This is a genomic window from Paraburkholderia haematera, assembly GCF_905220975.1.
Taxonomy (GTDB): domain Bacteria; phylum Pseudomonadota; class Gammaproteobacteria; order Burkholderiales; family Burkholderiaceae; genus Paraburkholderia; species Paraburkholderia haematera.
On sequence record NZ_CAJNBK010000010.1, the window covers coordinates 187,970 to 202,143 of the forward strand.

Here is a 14,174-nt window from a genome sequence, read left to right on the forward strand (position 1 = left end):
GAGTCTGTCCGCTGATGCGACATCGGGCGCGCGAGGGTGCGATGGTCCCGCTGGTAAGATCGCTCACCGTCTACGACAGCAGTGAGTCCTCACATGAACTACCAGAATCGCCAGTGGTTTTACGTCAAACGTCCCGAAGGACGCGTTAACGATGAGCATTACGAGTTGCGCGAAAGCGAAACCGACGACAATTTGTCTTCCAATGAAGTGCTCATTCGGGCGCGCATTATTAGCGTCGATCCGTACATTCGAATCCAGCAACACGAACGCAATACTTACGACGTGCCGCATCCGCTTGGGATCGTGCAGCGGGCGGGTGTGGTGGGTGAAGTGGTGGCGTCGGCGAGCCCGCTTTTCAAGCAGGGCGACTGGGTGTCGGCCTATAGCGGCTGGCAGTTGTACGCCAAGTGCCATCACAGCGAACTGACCAAACTGAACCCCGACGTTGCGCCGGTCTCGACTGCGCTCGGCGTGCTCGGCATGCCGGGACGCACCGCGTGGTTCGGTTTGATGGAAGCGGGCAGACCGCGTCCGGGCGACACGCTGGTTGTGTCCGGTGCGGCAGGCGCGGTCGGTTCGCTGGTTGCGCAGTTCGGCAAGCGCGCTGGATGCCGCGTCATCGGGATCGCGGGCGGCCCGGACAAGTGCGCGTTTTTGACGGACACGCTCAAGCTGGACGGCGCGGTGGATTACCGGGCGCATCGCACGCTCCAAGGCTTGCAGTCAGCGCTGCAGGCGGCGACCGGCGGCGTCGACGTCTATTTCGACAACGTGGGCGGCATGGTCACCGATGCGGTGATTCCACTCATCAAGCGCCGCGCGCGGATCGTGATTTGCGGCGCAATCGCTCAATACGACGGAGGGCTGGACACGCCGGACCTCGCGCCGCGCTTCCTGCAGCACATGCTGTTTCAGCGCGCGACGATCCAAGGGATTCTGGCGCGCGATTTCGTGCATCGGATGGACGAGATGCTGCAGACCGTCGCGCCGTGGGTGAAGAACGGGGAGATCGTTTATCAGGAGACGTATGTTGATGGGTTTGACGCGTTGCCTCAGGCGCTGAATAGCCTGTTTGAAGGGAAGAATCTCGGGAAGCTGCTGGTGAGAGTGTGATCGACAACCCCGGCGCTGGCCGGGGTTGTCGTTTATGGATTGTTTATCTCCGTTTGCTGCGTCTTTGCAGCATGGCCTCGGTCTCTGGCGCGGTCATGTACCTCCCGGCAACCCTGTAGTCATAGTCCGGGGTAATGGTGATCTGTCCGAGACGGTAGTCGATGCTGAACAGGACCTTGTGTCCGGGCAGGAAGCCGGCGTGTTCGAGCATCGCATCGGTAACCTGCATCCAGGGAAAGGCCGTACACCTCCCGTGTTCGTGCGTGCGGCCTGGTTCCAGCGCAACGGAAATGCGCGTGACGTGTTCGTCGCGTGCGCGACGTGGTTTAAGATTGGCATCAGCCATGGTCAGTTCTCCAAGTGAACTGGTTGTGGTCAGCGGGCCGTATGGGTTGCCGCCCATGCGGCCCGCGCTTCTTCTACTGCATCAAATCTCCATCCTTACTGCTGGCTCTGTGCCAGCACCGTATCAAGCATCTCGGACACGAAGCGTTGCCGCGCCTTCGGTAGCCGGCTGATGGCCTCGATCTGCTGTTGCAGCTTCGAGGACGGACCGCGTTTGCCGTCTGGGGTGACGTTCTGCCCCAGCAGTTCATCGGATGAAAGCCCAAGCGTTCTGGTCAACTCCGGTAGCAGTGAGGCAGGCAGCCGCAGCCGCCCACCTTCGTAGTGAGCGAGGGTCTGCTGGGCAATACCAAGCCGCTCGGAGAGTTGTTGCTGGGTGAGCTTGTGGGCCTTACGAGCGCAGGCGATACGCGTGCCCAGCGCCTTGAAAAACTGTTCGTCCTTTGGGTGCATGGCTAAGTTCAGCGGTGAAAGTCCAGCCATGATTATAACTCTGGATTACTAACCAATATGTTGATTTACGTCATGATGGATTACTCGATAATCGAGTCGATGTTAATAAAAATCCATTGATGGGGTTTTAGCCGGAGGACGGATTTATGCCGCGCATCCCGCAGGACGAACTGGAAACGCTACGGTTGGCTCCTGTCGGGATAAGCAGCGCAAGGCGAACAACCGGGAGGTAGACCGCTATGAAAAAGCAACCCAAATTGATCCGTAACACGCCCGAAGAAGAAGCTGCGATTGCTCGCGGCATCGCGAGCCGACCAAAGCTCGCGCACCCGAAAGTCGCGGTAACGATTCGATACGACGCTGAGATAGTCGAGCGTTTCAGAGCAAGCGGCGACGGCTGGCAAACGCGCATGAATGACGCGCTGCGCGACTGGCTCAAGACACACTACGCATGATGCTCGATCCGGGTGTGCCGATAGTGAGCATCACGAAACGATAGGCATTAGCAAGCCGGTCCACTAGACGGCGACTGCCGCATGGACAAAAACGCTGAAGCGCACCGGCATCCGCGATTTCCGCTGGCACGATCTGCGTCATAAGTGGACAAGCTGGCATGTGCGGCGCGGCACACCGTTGCAGGCGCTCAAAAAGCGGGGAGGATGGGAAACGCTGGGTTCAGCCGTACACGCAGGTCGTCGATCTACAGGTCGGTCGCCGGCTGACTGTACTTGAGGGAATCGCTGAAGCAGAGAAACCGAAAAAAGGTTACGACTATTGGTGCGCTCGGCTGGGATCGAGCCAGCGCCCCCTGCCTTCGGCAGTTTTACCGACACAGTAAGCCTCTTTATAGATCAACGCCTTACACAACTCGCAAACTGCAAAACCAAGGCTAATCAAGCTCATCCAAGGCCATCCGAGCCTGCCCAAACTGTATTTTCACTGTACTGCCTTCGCGGCAGGCTTCACGCATTTCCCCGCGCGCCTCCGTATTCCGCGGTGATTTTCTATTTTGCCGCGCAGCAGAAGCTGTGGCGTGCATCTGGCCGCCGAGAAGTCGCAGAACGGCCAGCAGCGGACATCGCCGCGATGACTCCCGACGCAGTGAAGGTGTCTGTGGTGAAAGGAACGCCAACGCCTTCCTGAGACAGGCGTCCAAATCTTCAACGCGCCAGATAGAAGTCTAAGGGGATAAGCTCCACGGCCCATCCGCCTTCTTCGCCCAGTGTGGCAGCCGGGTGCATGGACGCGATGCGTAACGCCTCGTCAACGCTGTCCGCCTCGATGATGAACAGGCCGCCCACGACTTCCTTCGACTCGGTGTAAGGCCCATCGGTGATGCGCGTCTCTCCAGTGCGCGGACGAAGCGTTTTCCACTTGTCCAGATCGCCAAGGGAGGCGGAAATCAGAACCTTGCCGGTAGCGCGCATCTTCTCGTCCAATGCCGGACACTGGCTCACCAGTTCCTTGATTTCGTCTGGCGCCATCGCGGCGAATTTTTCGGGGGAGAAGTACGCCAGGCCGAGGTATTTCATGGGGGATCCTTTGAATGGGGTTCACTAACGACGAATCTGATGATCGGAAATCGACAATGTCCTAGCTAGTTTGTAGCAGGTCCCGCCAGCCTGTCCGCTTTGGGTCCCTGGTGCCCGACATAAGCAGATGGATGGGGAGAGACTTTAAGATTCGAGAGGACCGCGTTCGGCCATTAACGGTCTGCCGTGACCGGCCGCTTTCCGGCTTGCTAGCTAGCGCTCGTAACTCAGCGCCACCGCCTATCCAGGTTCGCGACCCATGGCTGCGCGAGCGTCGGTCGCGTGATTCGCACCAGGTCAGGAGGTGGTTCGTCGATGAGGGCTTTGCAGGTCATTGAGCGGCAATTGCCCTCTGCATCGCTCCAACATCGCGCAGTGGTGAAAGCCCGTACATCCGGGTGTATTCCCGGCTGAACTGTGATGGACTTTGGTATCCCACCCGGTAGCCTGCAGTTCCGACATCCATCAACTCCATCAGCATCAGACGGCGAGCCTCATGGAGACGAAGCTGCTTCTGATATTGCATAGGCGTCATCGCCGTCACCGCCTTGAAATGATGATGGAGTGAGGAAACGCTCATCGCAACACGCGCGGCCAGTTCGGCCACAGACAGGGGCTGTGTGAAATTTTCTCGAAGCCAGCCAATCGCCTGGGCAATCTTGTTACTGGGAGTCTCGGTCATGGCTATCTGCATCAGGCGCGGGCCGAATGGGCCGGTCAGCAGACGGTAGAGGATTTCCTGCTCGATCAAAGGCGCCATCACCGGGATGTCGTCGGGTCGATCTAAAAGACTCAGCATTCTAACCGACGCATCGAGGAGATCCGGTTGAGCCGTATTGACGGCGACGCCCCGCATGTCGTGCACGTCAAGCGTCCGCCGGGTCAAGCCGACCCGATCAATGACCTGTTTCAGGCGATCGGGATTGATGGCCATGCCAAGGCCCAAATGCGGTGTCCTCGCGCTCGCCTGAGTCACGCGCGATGCGACTGGAAGGTCGATCGAGGTCACCAGGTAATCTCCGACGCCGTAACTGAACAATTCATCGCCGAGCCTTAAGCTCTTGGCGCCCTGAACGACAAGTGCAAAGCACGGCCATTGAGCGACATAAAGAGGCTGCGTAGGCGACGAGCGCCTAGCGAAGAAAAGACCCTCGATAGCGGTCGTATGCTCGCCGTCGCTGTTGGCATATCGGGCAATGATGGATGCCATTTCACGGCTATGGGGACTTCGGATGGTTGTCATCGAGACAGTGAAATGCCCGTGTTTTCAATACCGAAATCATATCCAATTCTGCAATCTGTCTAAGCGTATTTCGGAGCGAATTGCAGGATCGTAGACAAATTTTGCAGAATCCGGATAACAGCCAAGGTGTGTCTCATCGCATAGTTTGACCACGGGAGAACCTCCGTAAGTCAACTTCAACACGAGCATTCAATGACGAATCCTGTCGCCTCAATATCGAACAAAGTCGTCCTGATCTCCGGTGCCAGCAGCGGCATCGGCGAAGCCACAGCCCGCCATCTGGCGGCGAACGGCCATCCCGTAGTGGTGGGCGCGCGGCGCACGGATCGGATCGCCACACTTGTACGGGAGATCCGCGAAGCCGGCGGCGAGGCGCTCTATCAACCACTAGACGTAACGGATATGAATAGCTTCCGGTCGTTCGTCGCATTCGCTCACGAGCACTGCGGCCGTGTCGACGTGCTGGTGAACAACGCCGGCGCGATGCCGCTCTCCATGATGGACGAACTGCGGGTGGAGGAATGGAATCAGATGATCGACGTCAACCTTCGCGGTGTCCTGCATGGCATCGCTGCGGTCATGCCGGTTATGCGCAAACAAGGCGCTGGGCACATCATCAACGTTGCGTCGGTGTCTGCTCATCGCGTTGATCCCACCGCTGCGGTCTATTGCGCGACGAAGTTCGCGGTGCGGGCACTCTCGGAAGGGCTTCGGCAGGAAAGCAGGGATGTGCGGGTGACGGTTATCAGCCCTGGCCTCACGCGCAGCGAACTGGTGGATGGCATCTGCGATGCACAAGTGAAGGCCGGTGTCCGTGCGATGATGGATCAGGCGTCTATGCCCCCCTCGGCGATTGCGGAGGCCATTTGCTATGCAATCGGTCAGCCGGCGAGCGTCGACGTTAACGAAATAATTGTTCGCCCCACGGCGCAGAGATGATCGACATGGCTAAACAGCAACAACGCGAAGCTATGGAGATCACGACCTTCAAGCTTGCCAAGGGTCTCACTGTCGAAGAGTTCATCGCGGCCAACGCCGACATCGATGAATGGCTACGTCGCCAGCCCGGCTTTCGGTCACGGCGCATCGCCCAAGCGTCCGACGGCTCGATCGTCGACATGTTGATATGGGATTCAGTCGTGAATGGTACTGACGCGGCAGAACGGATTATGAACGAGATGCGGCACTCACCCGTCCATGCTGCGATCAATCAACAGTCGGTGGTCTGGAGCATCGCGCAGGTGTCACGTCGAACAGGGCGAATGTCGTAGATCCTGCGTGCGTATTCCCGCGCAAGCCGTCGCAGGTTCCGGGAACGTCCGGTTTCGGACTGCCAGTTGGAGCCGGCGTCGGTCTGCTCAGGGTCGAACAGCGACATTCTGACCGCATCCTTGGTTGCGTGTTTGGTGCGTCCAATTGCCGTCCTTTGCATGGACCATTTGCACGTATCTTAGGTTGCTTAGGCGGTCATCGGCGCCTTGATCGAATACGGGTTGAAGCGCACAACCTCGTCGCCGATCCACTCATTGAGCTGCGAGAATCGCCGCTGCAACGGCTCGATTTCGTTACGCCCGAATACCTCGGCGGCCGTGTCGGCCGCGCCAAAGCCCCCTGTATTGCTCGGCACGATCCCCATGAGCTGCGGGGGGATGCGATGCGCCGCGAGCAAGTCGTCGCGCGTGACATTCTTGATGTTGAAAAACTCGTCTTTCGCCGTGACCTCTGAAACGGGAATGAGCTGGATACCGTCTTTTTTGCCGTTCGGCGCGTACATAAACAGATTGCGGAAATTGCCTGGCCCCTTGCTGTTTTTCAACGCGTCGCGCATGTTGTCGACATCGGTTTGACTCTGCGCCGCATCCGTCATGTACAGGATAAAACCGGCGTGCGAACCGTTCTCGTAATACCGCCGGCGAAACAGCGTCGCCGATTCGTTCAACCATGCCGCGTGCAGGGCGCCGAGATATTCCGGCAAGCCGTACACCTCCTGGTTAATGTCCGGTTCCATCAAGTGATGCACTGACCCGCCGGCGAACTCGTGCGACGCTTGCCACCCGTTGACCTGATAGAAGCGTTGCAGGTCCGTCGCACGGCGCATGTACTTGGCCGGCGCACGTCTGAGCGCGAGCGGCCGGCCCAGGCGGTTATCCTGCCGCTCCAGGTATCCATTGCCGAACGTGAGGAAGTCGAGCGCCCACTTGTCGAATTCCTCGCGCGTGAGCAACTTGTGCGGAATGAACGTCGCCGATAGCACGTTGCGTTTGAAGTAGATCGCCGAGCCGTGATGGACGCCGGCGCAAAATGTCTTGGCCAGGCCCGACCATGACACCGGCGGCTCGAACCAATTGCCGGCCGACCACGTTTCGACATAATCCAGAATCTCTGGCGCGATCCATCACCGGCACGGCGTCGCAGAAGGTGAAGGCCTCGGCCCTCAGCGGTGTGGACGGTGCGGCCGGCGGTGCGGCGTGCATGTTGCGGTTTCGCTTGCTCAATTTGAGAACTCCATAAAGCCGGTATTGTTGGCGGTGACGCCCTCGAGCGGTTCATTGCCGAGCGCGTGCAGACACGCCCATGCAAGGTCCGCGTGTCCTGTTTCCTCGTTACGGCTCGCTTCATAGGTGACTTTCTTTCCGCTCGCCGTCATGGTTTTACGAATCGCCATGAACGATTGCGCCAGGTCTGTCCATCCGGCATCGAATTCGAGCCGGCCCTTGCCGATCACCGACAAGCCTTTGAGCACCAGACGGCCTTTAACCTCCGGCGAATAGTTGAGCGCAATCGCATTGACGCAATTGCGCACGTAAAGCGGATGGAGCCGCGAGTCGAGCAGACGCGCAAAGGGCCAAAGAAGCTCGGGCGCAACATCAGTGCAGGGACGGTTAATCGCGTCATCGGCGTGCTCAAAGCCGTTCTGAACGCCGCGGTCGAATGGGAGTGGATCGACCGGGCGCCAAAGACGAAAAAGACGAAAGTCGTCTCGTGCCGGATACGCGGGTTGACGCAGGCACGATCTGCGCCATACGTGGGCAAGCTGGCACGTGCAACGCGGCACGCCTATCCAGGTGCTCAAGAAACTGGGGGGATGGGAAACGATGGAGATGGTGCACCGGTATGCGCACCTGTCGGCCGATCATCTGGCGCAGTGGGTGCAACCGACGACCGAAGTGCCGGCGAAGCTACACCTGGCCGCACGTTAGGTGCAATTCAGGTGCAATTCAGGTGTAATTCGGGGGGAGTGGGAGCGGGTGAATCCGTTGGAACCCTTGTCAGGGTTGGTGCGCCCGGCTGGGATCGAACCAGCAACCCCTGCCTTCGGAGGGCAGTACTCTATCCATTGAGCTACGGGCGCTTCAACACGAAAGCGCGGCAACCTGAAGAGGAGCGACGCCAAAGCGAGACCGAAAGGATACCCGGTTTCGGCCAAACCGTCCACCGGACGGCCTATATGGCGGGATTGGGCACCTCCTGCCCGGCATCCAGACGGCGCCAGTCGCGCCCCGCGATGCGGGTAAACGCCTGCTGAACACCTCGCCCAGCCCCTCGCCGCCGTCGAAAGCTTGCGTCTATAATCGTCCGTGCCTGAATAAAGTAAAGAAAAAGAAGTTGCCGTCACGCTGTACCGCTCACATACCCACGGAGACGAGACAAGCATGAGCGAAGCACCACACGGAGCCCCAATCAAAACCCCCGGGCAGCTCATTGCCGCGATCATTGCCAGTTTTGCGGTACCGATCGCCATCATCGTTTTGCTAGTGATCTACGTCGATAACTCGACGCGCACCGGCGCCGGCACTGACAGTCTTTCCGAAGCCGAGGTTAGCGCGCGCATCAAGCCGCTCGCACAAGTGGACATTCGCGACGCCAATGCGCCACGCGTCTTCAAGACCGGCGAAGAGGTCTACAAGGCCGTTTGCTCCGCGTGTCACGCCTCCGGTGCCGCGGGCGCGCCGAAATTCACCAACACTGCCGACTGGGCACCGCGCATTGCGCAGGGCTTCGACACGCTGTTGCACACGGCGCTCGCCGGCAAGGGCGCGATGCCCCCGCGCGGCGGCACCAGCCCGGATGACTACAGCGACTTCGAAATCGCCCGCGCGGTGACTTACATGGCGAACAATTCCGGTGCGAGCTTCCCTGAACCGGCGCAACCGGCAGCGGGTGCGGCGGCCGCCGCTTCGGGCGCTGCCGCCGCGGCGCCTGCGGGTGCTTCGGACACCGGGGCCGCACAAGCCGCTGCCGCGATGGCGGCCATGGCCAGCGTGCCGCAAGCCGCTGCACCGGCGGCAGGCGGAACGCAAAGCGCGGACGCCTCGCAAGCCGGCAAGGCGCTGTATCAGCAGGTTTGCCAGGCGTGTCACGCGGCCGGCGTGCTGAACGCGCCGAAGTTCGGCGACAAGGAGGCATGGGCGGCGCGCATGAAAGACCCGATCGACACGGTCTACAACTACGCGCTGCACGGCAAGGGCGCGATGCCGCCCAAAGGCGGTTCGACCGCTTCCGATGCGGACGTCAAGGCCGCCGTCGATTACATGATTAGCGCGGCGAAGTAAGGCGCTTGCGAGTCCGCTTCCAGCGGTCGCCGCAAAACAAAAAATCCCTGCCCCGTGGCGACACGGACAGGGACTATTCATATGTCAGCGCGCGACGCACCGTCAGGTCAGGTGCCTTCCGACACAACCGCAGCACGGCTGAACGCCCCGACAAATGCCAACGCCGGCGTACTGCGCGCGAGCGACGTGAAATGCGCGTGCAAGTCGGCGGGTACGAGCCACGGATAGCTCAAGCCATCTTGCAACGCTTCAAGCAAGGCGCCGTCGGCATCGGGCACGACGTCCATGCGCTCGATGTGGATATGAAACTCCGTAACGGCCGCCGTCGCGTCGAAACTCCACCGATACACGCCGTGGCCGACGCGCAATGCGCCGGTTGCCCGTTCGCGCATCACCACCAGCCAGGGCAACGCGTCGATCGTGCCGTCATCCACCGTCAGCGAATCGCACACGTAGTAGGTGCGGCACTGCGTGTACTGGGCGCCAAAATCGGTGACGAGCGTTTTCGCGATTGCGTCGGCGCCGACCGTGCGCGCCGGAAACGCGATATTCGACGTAGCGAGCGAAATGGTGAGAACCGCGTCCGGTGAAAAGGCTTCAGCGATGCGGTTAGCACGCGTGTTGTCTTTCGCGTCGATGTAAGTTTCGAGCGCGCGGCGATAAGGGGCGAGCGGCGGCGTTGGCATGCGAGCGGTCTCCGAGTAGCGCCCGGATTGAAGTCTAACTAACGGGCCGCGCCACTGTAGCGCGCGTTCACAAAAAAACCGCCGATGCACCTGCCATGCGCGGGGTTTTGCGGACAAGTGGGCGAATGCAAACGAACTTGCGGTTGCCGGCGCGCGGCGTCTCGCACCCGTCGCGCGATTGCGATCTAGCGAACGCAACGCGCATGCGCTCGCACCCTCGCCAACGCTCAAGGCTTCTGCAGCAGTGCCTTCAAACTCGCGAGCCGGTCTTTCGGCGACATCGGCGCCTCCTCGGGCGTCGGCGGCGGAGCGTCGTCGAGCAGCATCTCGGGGATGAAGCGCGACGGCTCGCACACCACGGTTTCACGCGCGCGTTTTCGCTTTTTGCACCAGTTCAGATGCAGGCTGCGCTGCGCCCGCGTGATCGCGACATACATCAGACGCCGCTCTTCCTCGATGCGCGAGTCGTCGATCGGCTCGTCGTCGGGGCCGCCACGGTGCGGCATGATGCCTTCTTCCACGCCCACCAGAAACACGTGCGGATACTCCAGCCCTTTCGACGCATGCACCGTCGAGAGCCGCACCGCATCCGGATCTTCTTCGCGGCCTTCGAGCATCGACATCAGCGCCACGGTCTGGATCAGACCAAGCAGATTCTTGCCGGTGTCGCCGAGCCCATCAGCGGTGTCGTAGCCGGTTGCTTCGCTTTTTTCCGAACCCTCGGGCTCAGCTTTGGTGCCCTTGCGCTTCAACCATTCCATGAACTCGAGCACGTTCTGCCACTTGGACTGCGCCTGACGTTCGTCGAACGCGTCGTACAGATAGGCTTCGTAGTGGATCGCGTCCATCAGTTCGTCGAGCAGCGGCCCGGCGGCATCTTTCTCGGCGCGGTCGGTGAGACGCTGCATGAAGTCGCAGAACACGCGCATCGGTTCGATCTGACGCGGCGACAAGCGTGCCTCGATGCCGCCCATGTACACCGCTTCGAATAGCGACACCTTCGCCTGGCCCGCAAAGGAACCGAGCGCTTCGAGCGTTGTATTGCCGACGCCGCGGCGCGGCGTGGTGATCGCGCGGATGAACGCGGGGTCGTCGTTCGCGTTGGCGATCAGGCGCAGATACGCGCAGATATCCTTGATCTCGGCTTTGTCGAAGAACGACTGGCCGCCCGACAGCACGTACGGAATCCGCTCACGACGCAGCACCTGTTCGAAGATGCGCGCCTGAAAATTGCCGCGATACAGGATTGCATAGTCGCGGAAGTTCGCGCGCCGCTCGAACTTGTGCGCGGACAGGCGGAACACCACCGATTCGGCTTCGTGCTCTTCGTCGTTGCAAGGCGTGACGGTGATCGTGTCGCCCATGCCGTGTTCGGACCACAGCTTCTTTTCGAACAGCTTCGGGTTGTTCGCGATCACGTTGTTCGCGGCCGTGAGGATGCGCACCGTGGAACGGTAGTTCTGTTCAAGCTTGATCAGATGCAGCTTCGGAAAATCCTTGCTGAGCTGCCCGAGATTTTCGAGCGTCGCGCCGCGCCAGCCGTAGATGGCCTGATCGTCGTCGCCAACCGCCGTGAACGCCGCGCGCTTGCCGGCCAACAGTTTCACCAGTTCGTACTGGCACGCGTTGGTGTCCTGATACTCGTCGATCAGCAGATAGCGCAGCTTGTTCTGCCAGCGGTCGCGCACCTGCTCGTTCTTCTCGAAGAGTTCGGCGGGCAGACGGATCAGGTCGTCGAAATCGACCGCCTGATACGCATGCAGCGTCGCCACGTAATTCCGATAGACGATCGCAGCCTGATGTTCGTCCTCGTTCGCGGCAATCGCGATCGCCTGCTCGGGCATGATCATGCCGTTCTTCCACAGCGAGATGATCGACTGGATCTTGCGAATGAAGCCCTTGTCCGTCGAGCCGACCTGCTCCTGGATCATGCCGAAGCAGTCGTCTGAATCCATGATCGAGAACTGCGGCTTCAAACCAACGTGTTCCGCTTCCTGCCGCAGAATCTGCACGCCGAGCGAGTGGAAGGTGCAGACCGTCAACTGGTTGACGGGCACTTTGCGGCCTTCCTTGCCGGGCGTGGTCAGCGTCTTGCCTTCGAGCAGCTTGCCCACGCGCTCGCGCATTTCCAAGGCGGCCTTGTTCGTGAACGTGACGGCGGCGATGTGGCGCGGCTCGAAGCCTTTGGCCTCGATCAGGTGCGCGATTTTCTGCGTGATCACGCGCGTCTTGCCGCTGCCTGCGCCGGCGAGCACGAGACACGGACCGTCAAGATAACGGACCGCTTCATTTTGAGCGGGGTTCAGGCCTGCGGACATCGTCTGTGGATGGGTAATGCGGTTGAGGGCGCCTGGTTGCGGAATCGCGAGACCGAAGGCCCGGGGGCATGCTGCGCGGGGGCGGCGGCTGGAACAGCGCCGCGTGTGCTGCGGGTTCCGGCTCGCTACGCTTTCGCGCGAGAGGAGCGATGTTAACACGGATGGCGCAGACAACCGTCCTCGACAACGCTGACAGTCCGCCTTCGGGACATGCCACAATTACGCCGTTGCGCGCCGTCGCCGCGGTGGCAAAGCGGCGCGCCGTTTTTGCAGGAAGACACGCATGTCCGCATCGCTGAAGATTGGATTGATGGGTTACGGTTTTGCTGGCGCGACCTTTCATGCGCCGGTGATCGAGCACTGCGGGCGCGCGAACATCGCGGCCATCGCGACGAGCCAGCCCGAGCACGCGCTGGCCGATTACCCGCATGCAAAGGTAGTGACCGATCTCGACGCCCTCCTGGCGCTCGAAGAAATCGACTGCGTCGTGATCGCGACGCCCAATGACACGCACTTCGACCTGGCGCGCCGCACGCTGGAGGCGGGCAAGCACGTGGTGGTCGACAAGCCGGTCACGCTGACCGCCGCCGACGCCCACACGCTCGCCAACATCGCGCTCGCCCGGGGCAAGCTGTTCGTGCCCTTTCACAACCGCCGCTGGGACGGTGATTTTCTGACCGTGCGGGATCTGCTTGCCGGCAGAGAGCTGGGGCGCATCACGCAATACGAATCGCATTTCGACCGCTTCCGGCCGGAGGTTCGGCAGCGCTGGCGCGAGGAAGCTTCGCGCGGCGGCGGTTTGCTATTCGATCTCGGACCGCACCTGATCGATCAGGCGTTGGCGTTGTTCGGCGCCCCGCAGACCGTGTCCGCGACGGTTCGGACGCATCGCGACCAGGCCAGCGCACCGGACTACGTGCATATTCAACTGGGATACGGCGAGTTCGAAGTGGTGTTGCATGCAAGCGCGTTGACGGCGCTGGTCGCGCCGAGGTTTGCGATTCACGGCACGCAGGGGAGCTATGTGAAATGCGGGCTAGATACCCAGGAAGACCAGTTGAAAGCGGGCTTGCGGCCCGGCGACGAAGGGTTCGGCGCCGGCAATGCGGCAGGCGTGTTGCGCGTCCTCGAAGGCGATCAGGAAGTGGAGCGGGAGGTGCCTACGCGCAACGGCGAATATGTCGGCTTCTATATTGCTCTGGCGGATGCCATTCAGAACGGCGTGAAATTTCCTGTCAACGCCCAGGATGCGGTCGACGTGATGACAATTATCGAGCTTGCCGCCCGGAGTTCGGAAGAAGGTGCGCGGCTGCCGTTCGAGCGTATTCGCTGACTGACTGTTTGCCTAAGAGGCGCTTTCTGGCTATCTGGCGGCGGCATGCGAACCATGCCGCCGCCAAAGGCAAAAAGCCTGACAACGCCGAAAGGAACATAACGTTACAAATAACCCCGCCTTCCCGGTCAGCGCGAATCCCTGACAATCCGTTGCTACCCCAGTAGCACCACACAACGACAACGACTTCCGGAGAGTCCATGCCCCGTATCGTCCGCGCACTAGCAGCATGCGCATTGCTCAGTTCCCTTGCCGCCTGCGTGGTGGCTCCCCAGCAACCCGCGCCGGCGCCGCGCCCTAACCCGCAGCAGATCGCGGATCAGCGCTTCAACCAGGTGAACGGCCGTATCGACAACCTGAGCCGCCGCATCGACGCTCGCGTTAACCAAGGCTACTACCCGCCTCCGCAAGGCGGCGCGCTGCACCATCGCCTCGACGTGATCCGTCAGGAAGCTCACGATATGGCGGCGCAACACGGCGGCGGCCTGTCCGGCGACGAGCAGCGCGTACTGAACCAGGAACTGGACAACGCGGCGCACGCTATCGGAGAGTAAGCTTCATCGGCTGGGTAGGTGTGGGGGCGGCGAGCAGTTAGCGC

The 14,174-nt window shown here is 60.9% G+C and carries 13 protein-coding genes, 1 tRNA gene and 4 pseudogenes; 9 read left to right on the forward strand and 9 right to left on the reverse strand.

Features of this window, described 5'->3' with window-relative positions; all coding sequences use genetic code 11:
- The first annotated feature begins 93 nt into the window (after positions 1-93).
- A complete protein-coding gene (locus KHO23_RS19385) occupies positions 94-1,113 on the forward strand; it encodes an NADP-dependent oxidoreductase (RefSeq protein WP_211612877.1) in 1,020 nt (339 codons plus the stop codon).
- A 43-nt stretch (positions 1,114-1,156) separates the two neighbouring features.
- Here KHO23_RS19385 and KHO23_RS19390 read toward each other — a convergent pair whose 3' ends face one another.
- Both KHO23_RS19390 and KHO23_RS19395 read right to left on the reverse strand, forming a co-directional pair.
- Positions 1,157-1,459, reverse strand: a complete 303-nt coding sequence (locus KHO23_RS19390) for a hypothetical protein (RefSeq protein ID WP_211612878.1) — start codon at positions 1,457-1,459, stop codon at positions 1,157-1,159.
- A gap of 95 nt (positions 1,460-1,554) precedes the next feature.
- Complete coding sequence (locus KHO23_RS19395; RefSeq protein ID WP_211612879.1) at positions 1,555-1,941, reverse strand: helix-turn-helix domain-containing protein; 387 nt, start codon at positions 1,939-1,941, stop codon at positions 1,555-1,557.
- A gap of 209 nt (positions 1,942-2,150) precedes the next feature.
- Here KHO23_RS19395 and KHO23_RS19400 point away from each other — a divergent pair, with 209 nt between their 5' ends.
- Both KHO23_RS19400 and KHO23_RS19405 read left to right on the forward strand, forming a co-directional pair.
- Positions 2,151-2,366 carry a BrnA antitoxin family protein gene (locus tag KHO23_RS19400; RefSeq protein ID WP_211612880.1) on the forward strand — a complete coding sequence of 72 codons (216 nt, stop codon included), beginning with the start codon at positions 2,151-2,153 and terminating at the stop codon, positions 2,364-2,366.
- A gap of 67 nt (positions 2,367-2,433) precedes the next feature.
- Positions 2,434-2,643: pseudogene (locus tag KHO23_RS19405) on the forward strand (tyrosine-type recombinase/integrase); the annotation flags it as partial.
- 428 nt (positions 2,644-3,071) lie between these two features.
- On the opposite strand, the gene KHO23_RS19410 reads toward KHO23_RS19405, so the two are convergent.
- Both KHO23_RS19410 and KHO23_RS19415 read right to left on the reverse strand, forming a co-directional pair.
- Positions 3,072-3,443, reverse strand: a complete 372-nt coding sequence (locus tag KHO23_RS19410) for a YciI family protein (RefSeq protein WP_133660558.1) — start codon at positions 3,441-3,443, stop codon at positions 3,072-3,074.
- A 331-nt stretch (positions 3,444-3,774) separates the two neighbouring features.
- A complete protein-coding gene (locus KHO23_RS19415) occupies positions 3,775-4,653 on the reverse strand; it encodes an AraC family transcriptional regulator (RefSeq protein ID WP_211612881.1) in 879 nt (292 codons plus the stop codon).
- A gap of 225 nt (positions 4,654-4,878) precedes the next feature.
- Between KHO23_RS19415 and KHO23_RS19420 the strand changes: the two genes are divergently transcribed.
- Complete coding sequence (locus KHO23_RS19420; RefSeq protein ID WP_211612882.1) at positions 4,879-5,625, forward strand: SDR family oxidoreductase; 747 nt, start codon at positions 4,879-4,881, stop codon at positions 5,623-5,625.
- Positions 5,622-5,957 carry a hypothetical protein gene (locus KHO23_RS19425; protein ID WP_236066926.1) on the forward strand — a complete coding sequence of 112 codons (336 nt, stop codon included), beginning with the start codon at positions 5,622-5,624 and terminating at the stop codon, positions 5,955-5,957. The genes KHO23_RS19420 and KHO23_RS19425 overlap by 4 nt, the downstream gene beginning before the upstream one ends.
- Positions 5,958-6,145: 188 nt before the next feature.
- Here the strand turns inward: KHO23_RS19425 and KHO23_RS19430 are convergent.
- Together KHO23_RS19430 and KHO23_RS19435 are read right to left on the reverse strand one after the other, a co-directional pair.
- A pseudogene (locus KHO23_RS19430) lies at positions 6,146-7,181 on the reverse strand (phage portal protein).
- A pseudogene (locus KHO23_RS19435) lies at positions 7,178-7,471 on the reverse strand (phage terminase large subunit family protein); the annotation flags it as partial. The pseudogenes KHO23_RS19435 and KHO23_RS19430, both read right to left, overlap by 4 nt.
- Between KHO23_RS19435 and KHO23_RS35440 the strand changes: the two are divergent.
- Positions 7,457-7,886: pseudogene (locus tag KHO23_RS35440) on the forward strand (tyrosine-type recombinase/integrase); the annotation flags it as partial. The pseudogenes KHO23_RS19435 and KHO23_RS35440 overlap by 15 nt on opposite strands.
- Positions 7,887-7,962: 76 nt before the next feature.
- Here the strand turns inward: KHO23_RS35440 and KHO23_RS19445 are convergent.
- Positions 7,963-8,038 (reverse strand) — tRNA-Arg (locus tag KHO23_RS19445).
- A 301-nt stretch (positions 8,039-8,339) separates the two neighbouring features.
- Here KHO23_RS19445 and KHO23_RS19450 point away from each other — a divergent pair.
- Positions 8,340-9,239: a c-type cytochrome gene (locus KHO23_RS19450; protein WP_211612883.1), complete on the forward strand. Its 900-nt coding sequence runs from the start codon at positions 8,340-8,342 to the stop codon at positions 9,237-9,239.
- Between the two features lie 107 nt (positions 9,240-9,346).
- Here KHO23_RS19450 and KHO23_RS19455 read toward each other — a convergent pair whose 3' ends face one another.
- Both KHO23_RS19455 and KHO23_RS19460 read right to left on the reverse strand, forming a co-directional pair.
- Entirely contained in the window at positions 9,347-9,925 is a 579-nt protein-coding gene (locus tag KHO23_RS19455; protein ID WP_211612884.1) for a hypothetical protein, read from the reverse strand.
- Positions 9,926-10,152: 227 nt separating this feature from the next.
- Positions 10,153-12,243, reverse strand: a complete 2,091-nt coding sequence (locus KHO23_RS19460; protein WP_211612885.1) for a UvrD-helicase domain-containing protein — start codon at positions 12,241-12,243, stop codon at positions 10,153-10,155.
- Positions 12,244-12,526: 283 nt separating this feature from the next.
- On the opposite strand from KHO23_RS19460, the gene KHO23_RS19465 reads away from it, so the two are divergent.
- Complete coding sequence (locus tag KHO23_RS19465; RefSeq protein ID WP_211612886.1) at positions 12,527-13,576, forward strand: oxidoreductase; 1,050 nt, start codon at positions 12,527-12,529, stop codon at positions 13,574-13,576.
- A 200-nt stretch (positions 13,577-13,776) separates the two neighbouring features.
- Positions 13,777-14,130 carry a hypothetical protein gene (locus KHO23_RS19470; RefSeq protein ID WP_175054049.1) on the forward strand — a complete coding sequence of 118 codons (354 nt, stop codon included), beginning with the start codon at positions 13,777-13,779 and terminating at the stop codon, positions 14,128-14,130.
- The last annotated feature ends 44 nt before the right edge of the window (positions 14,131-14,174 follow it).

What these genes read in the sequence shown, in the direction of transcription:
- KHO23_RS19385 (WP_211612877.1), top strand. Translation starts at nt 94, where the DNA reads ATGAACTACCAGAATCGCCAGTGGTTTTACGTCAAACGTCCCGAAGGA.
- KHO23_RS19390 (WP_211612878.1), bottom strand. Translation starts at nt 1,459, where the DNA reads ATGGCTGATGCCAATCTTAAACCACGTCGCGCACGCGACGAACACGTC.
- KHO23_RS19395 (WP_211612879.1), bottom strand. Translation starts at nt 1,941, where the DNA reads ATGGCTGGACTTTCACCGCTGAACTTAGCCATGCACCCAAAGGACGAA.
- KHO23_RS19400 (WP_211612880.1), top strand. Translation starts at nt 2,151, where the DNA reads ATGAAAAAGCAACCCAAATTGATCCGTAACACGCCCGAAGAAGAAGCT.
- KHO23_RS19410 (WP_133660558.1), bottom strand. Translation starts at nt 3,443, where the DNA reads ATGAAATACCTCGGCCTGGCGTACTTCTCCCCCGAAAAATTCGCCGCG.
- KHO23_RS19415 (WP_211612881.1), bottom strand. Translation starts at nt 4,653, where the DNA reads ATGGCATCCATCATTGCCCGATATGCCAACAGCGACGGCGAGCATACG.
- KHO23_RS19420 (WP_211612882.1), top strand. Translation starts at nt 4,879, where the DNA reads ATGACGAATCCTGTCGCCTCAATATCGAACAAAGTCGTCCTGATCTCC.
- KHO23_RS19425 (WP_236066926.1), top strand. Translation starts at nt 5,622, where the DNA reads ATGATCGACATGGCTAAACAGCAACAACGCGAAGCTATGGAGATCACG.
- KHO23_RS19450 (WP_211612883.1), top strand. Translation starts at nt 8,340, where the DNA reads ATGAGCGAAGCACCACACGGAGCCCCAATCAAAACCCCCGGGCAGCTC.
- KHO23_RS19455 (WP_211612884.1), bottom strand. Translation starts at nt 9,925, where the DNA reads ATGCCAACGCCGCCGCTCGCCCCTTATCGCCGCGCGCTCGAAACTTAC.
- KHO23_RS19460 (WP_211612885.1), bottom strand. Translation starts at nt 12,243, where the DNA reads ATGTCCGCAGGCCTGAACCCCGCTCAAAATGAAGCGGTCCGTTATCTT.
- KHO23_RS19465 (WP_211612886.1), top strand. Translation starts at nt 12,527, where the DNA reads ATGTCCGCATCGCTGAAGATTGGATTGATGGGTTACGGTTTTGCTGGC.
- KHO23_RS19470 (WP_175054049.1), top strand. Translation starts at nt 13,777, where the DNA reads ATGCCCCGTATCGTCCGCGCACTAGCAGCATGCGCATTGCTCAGTTCC.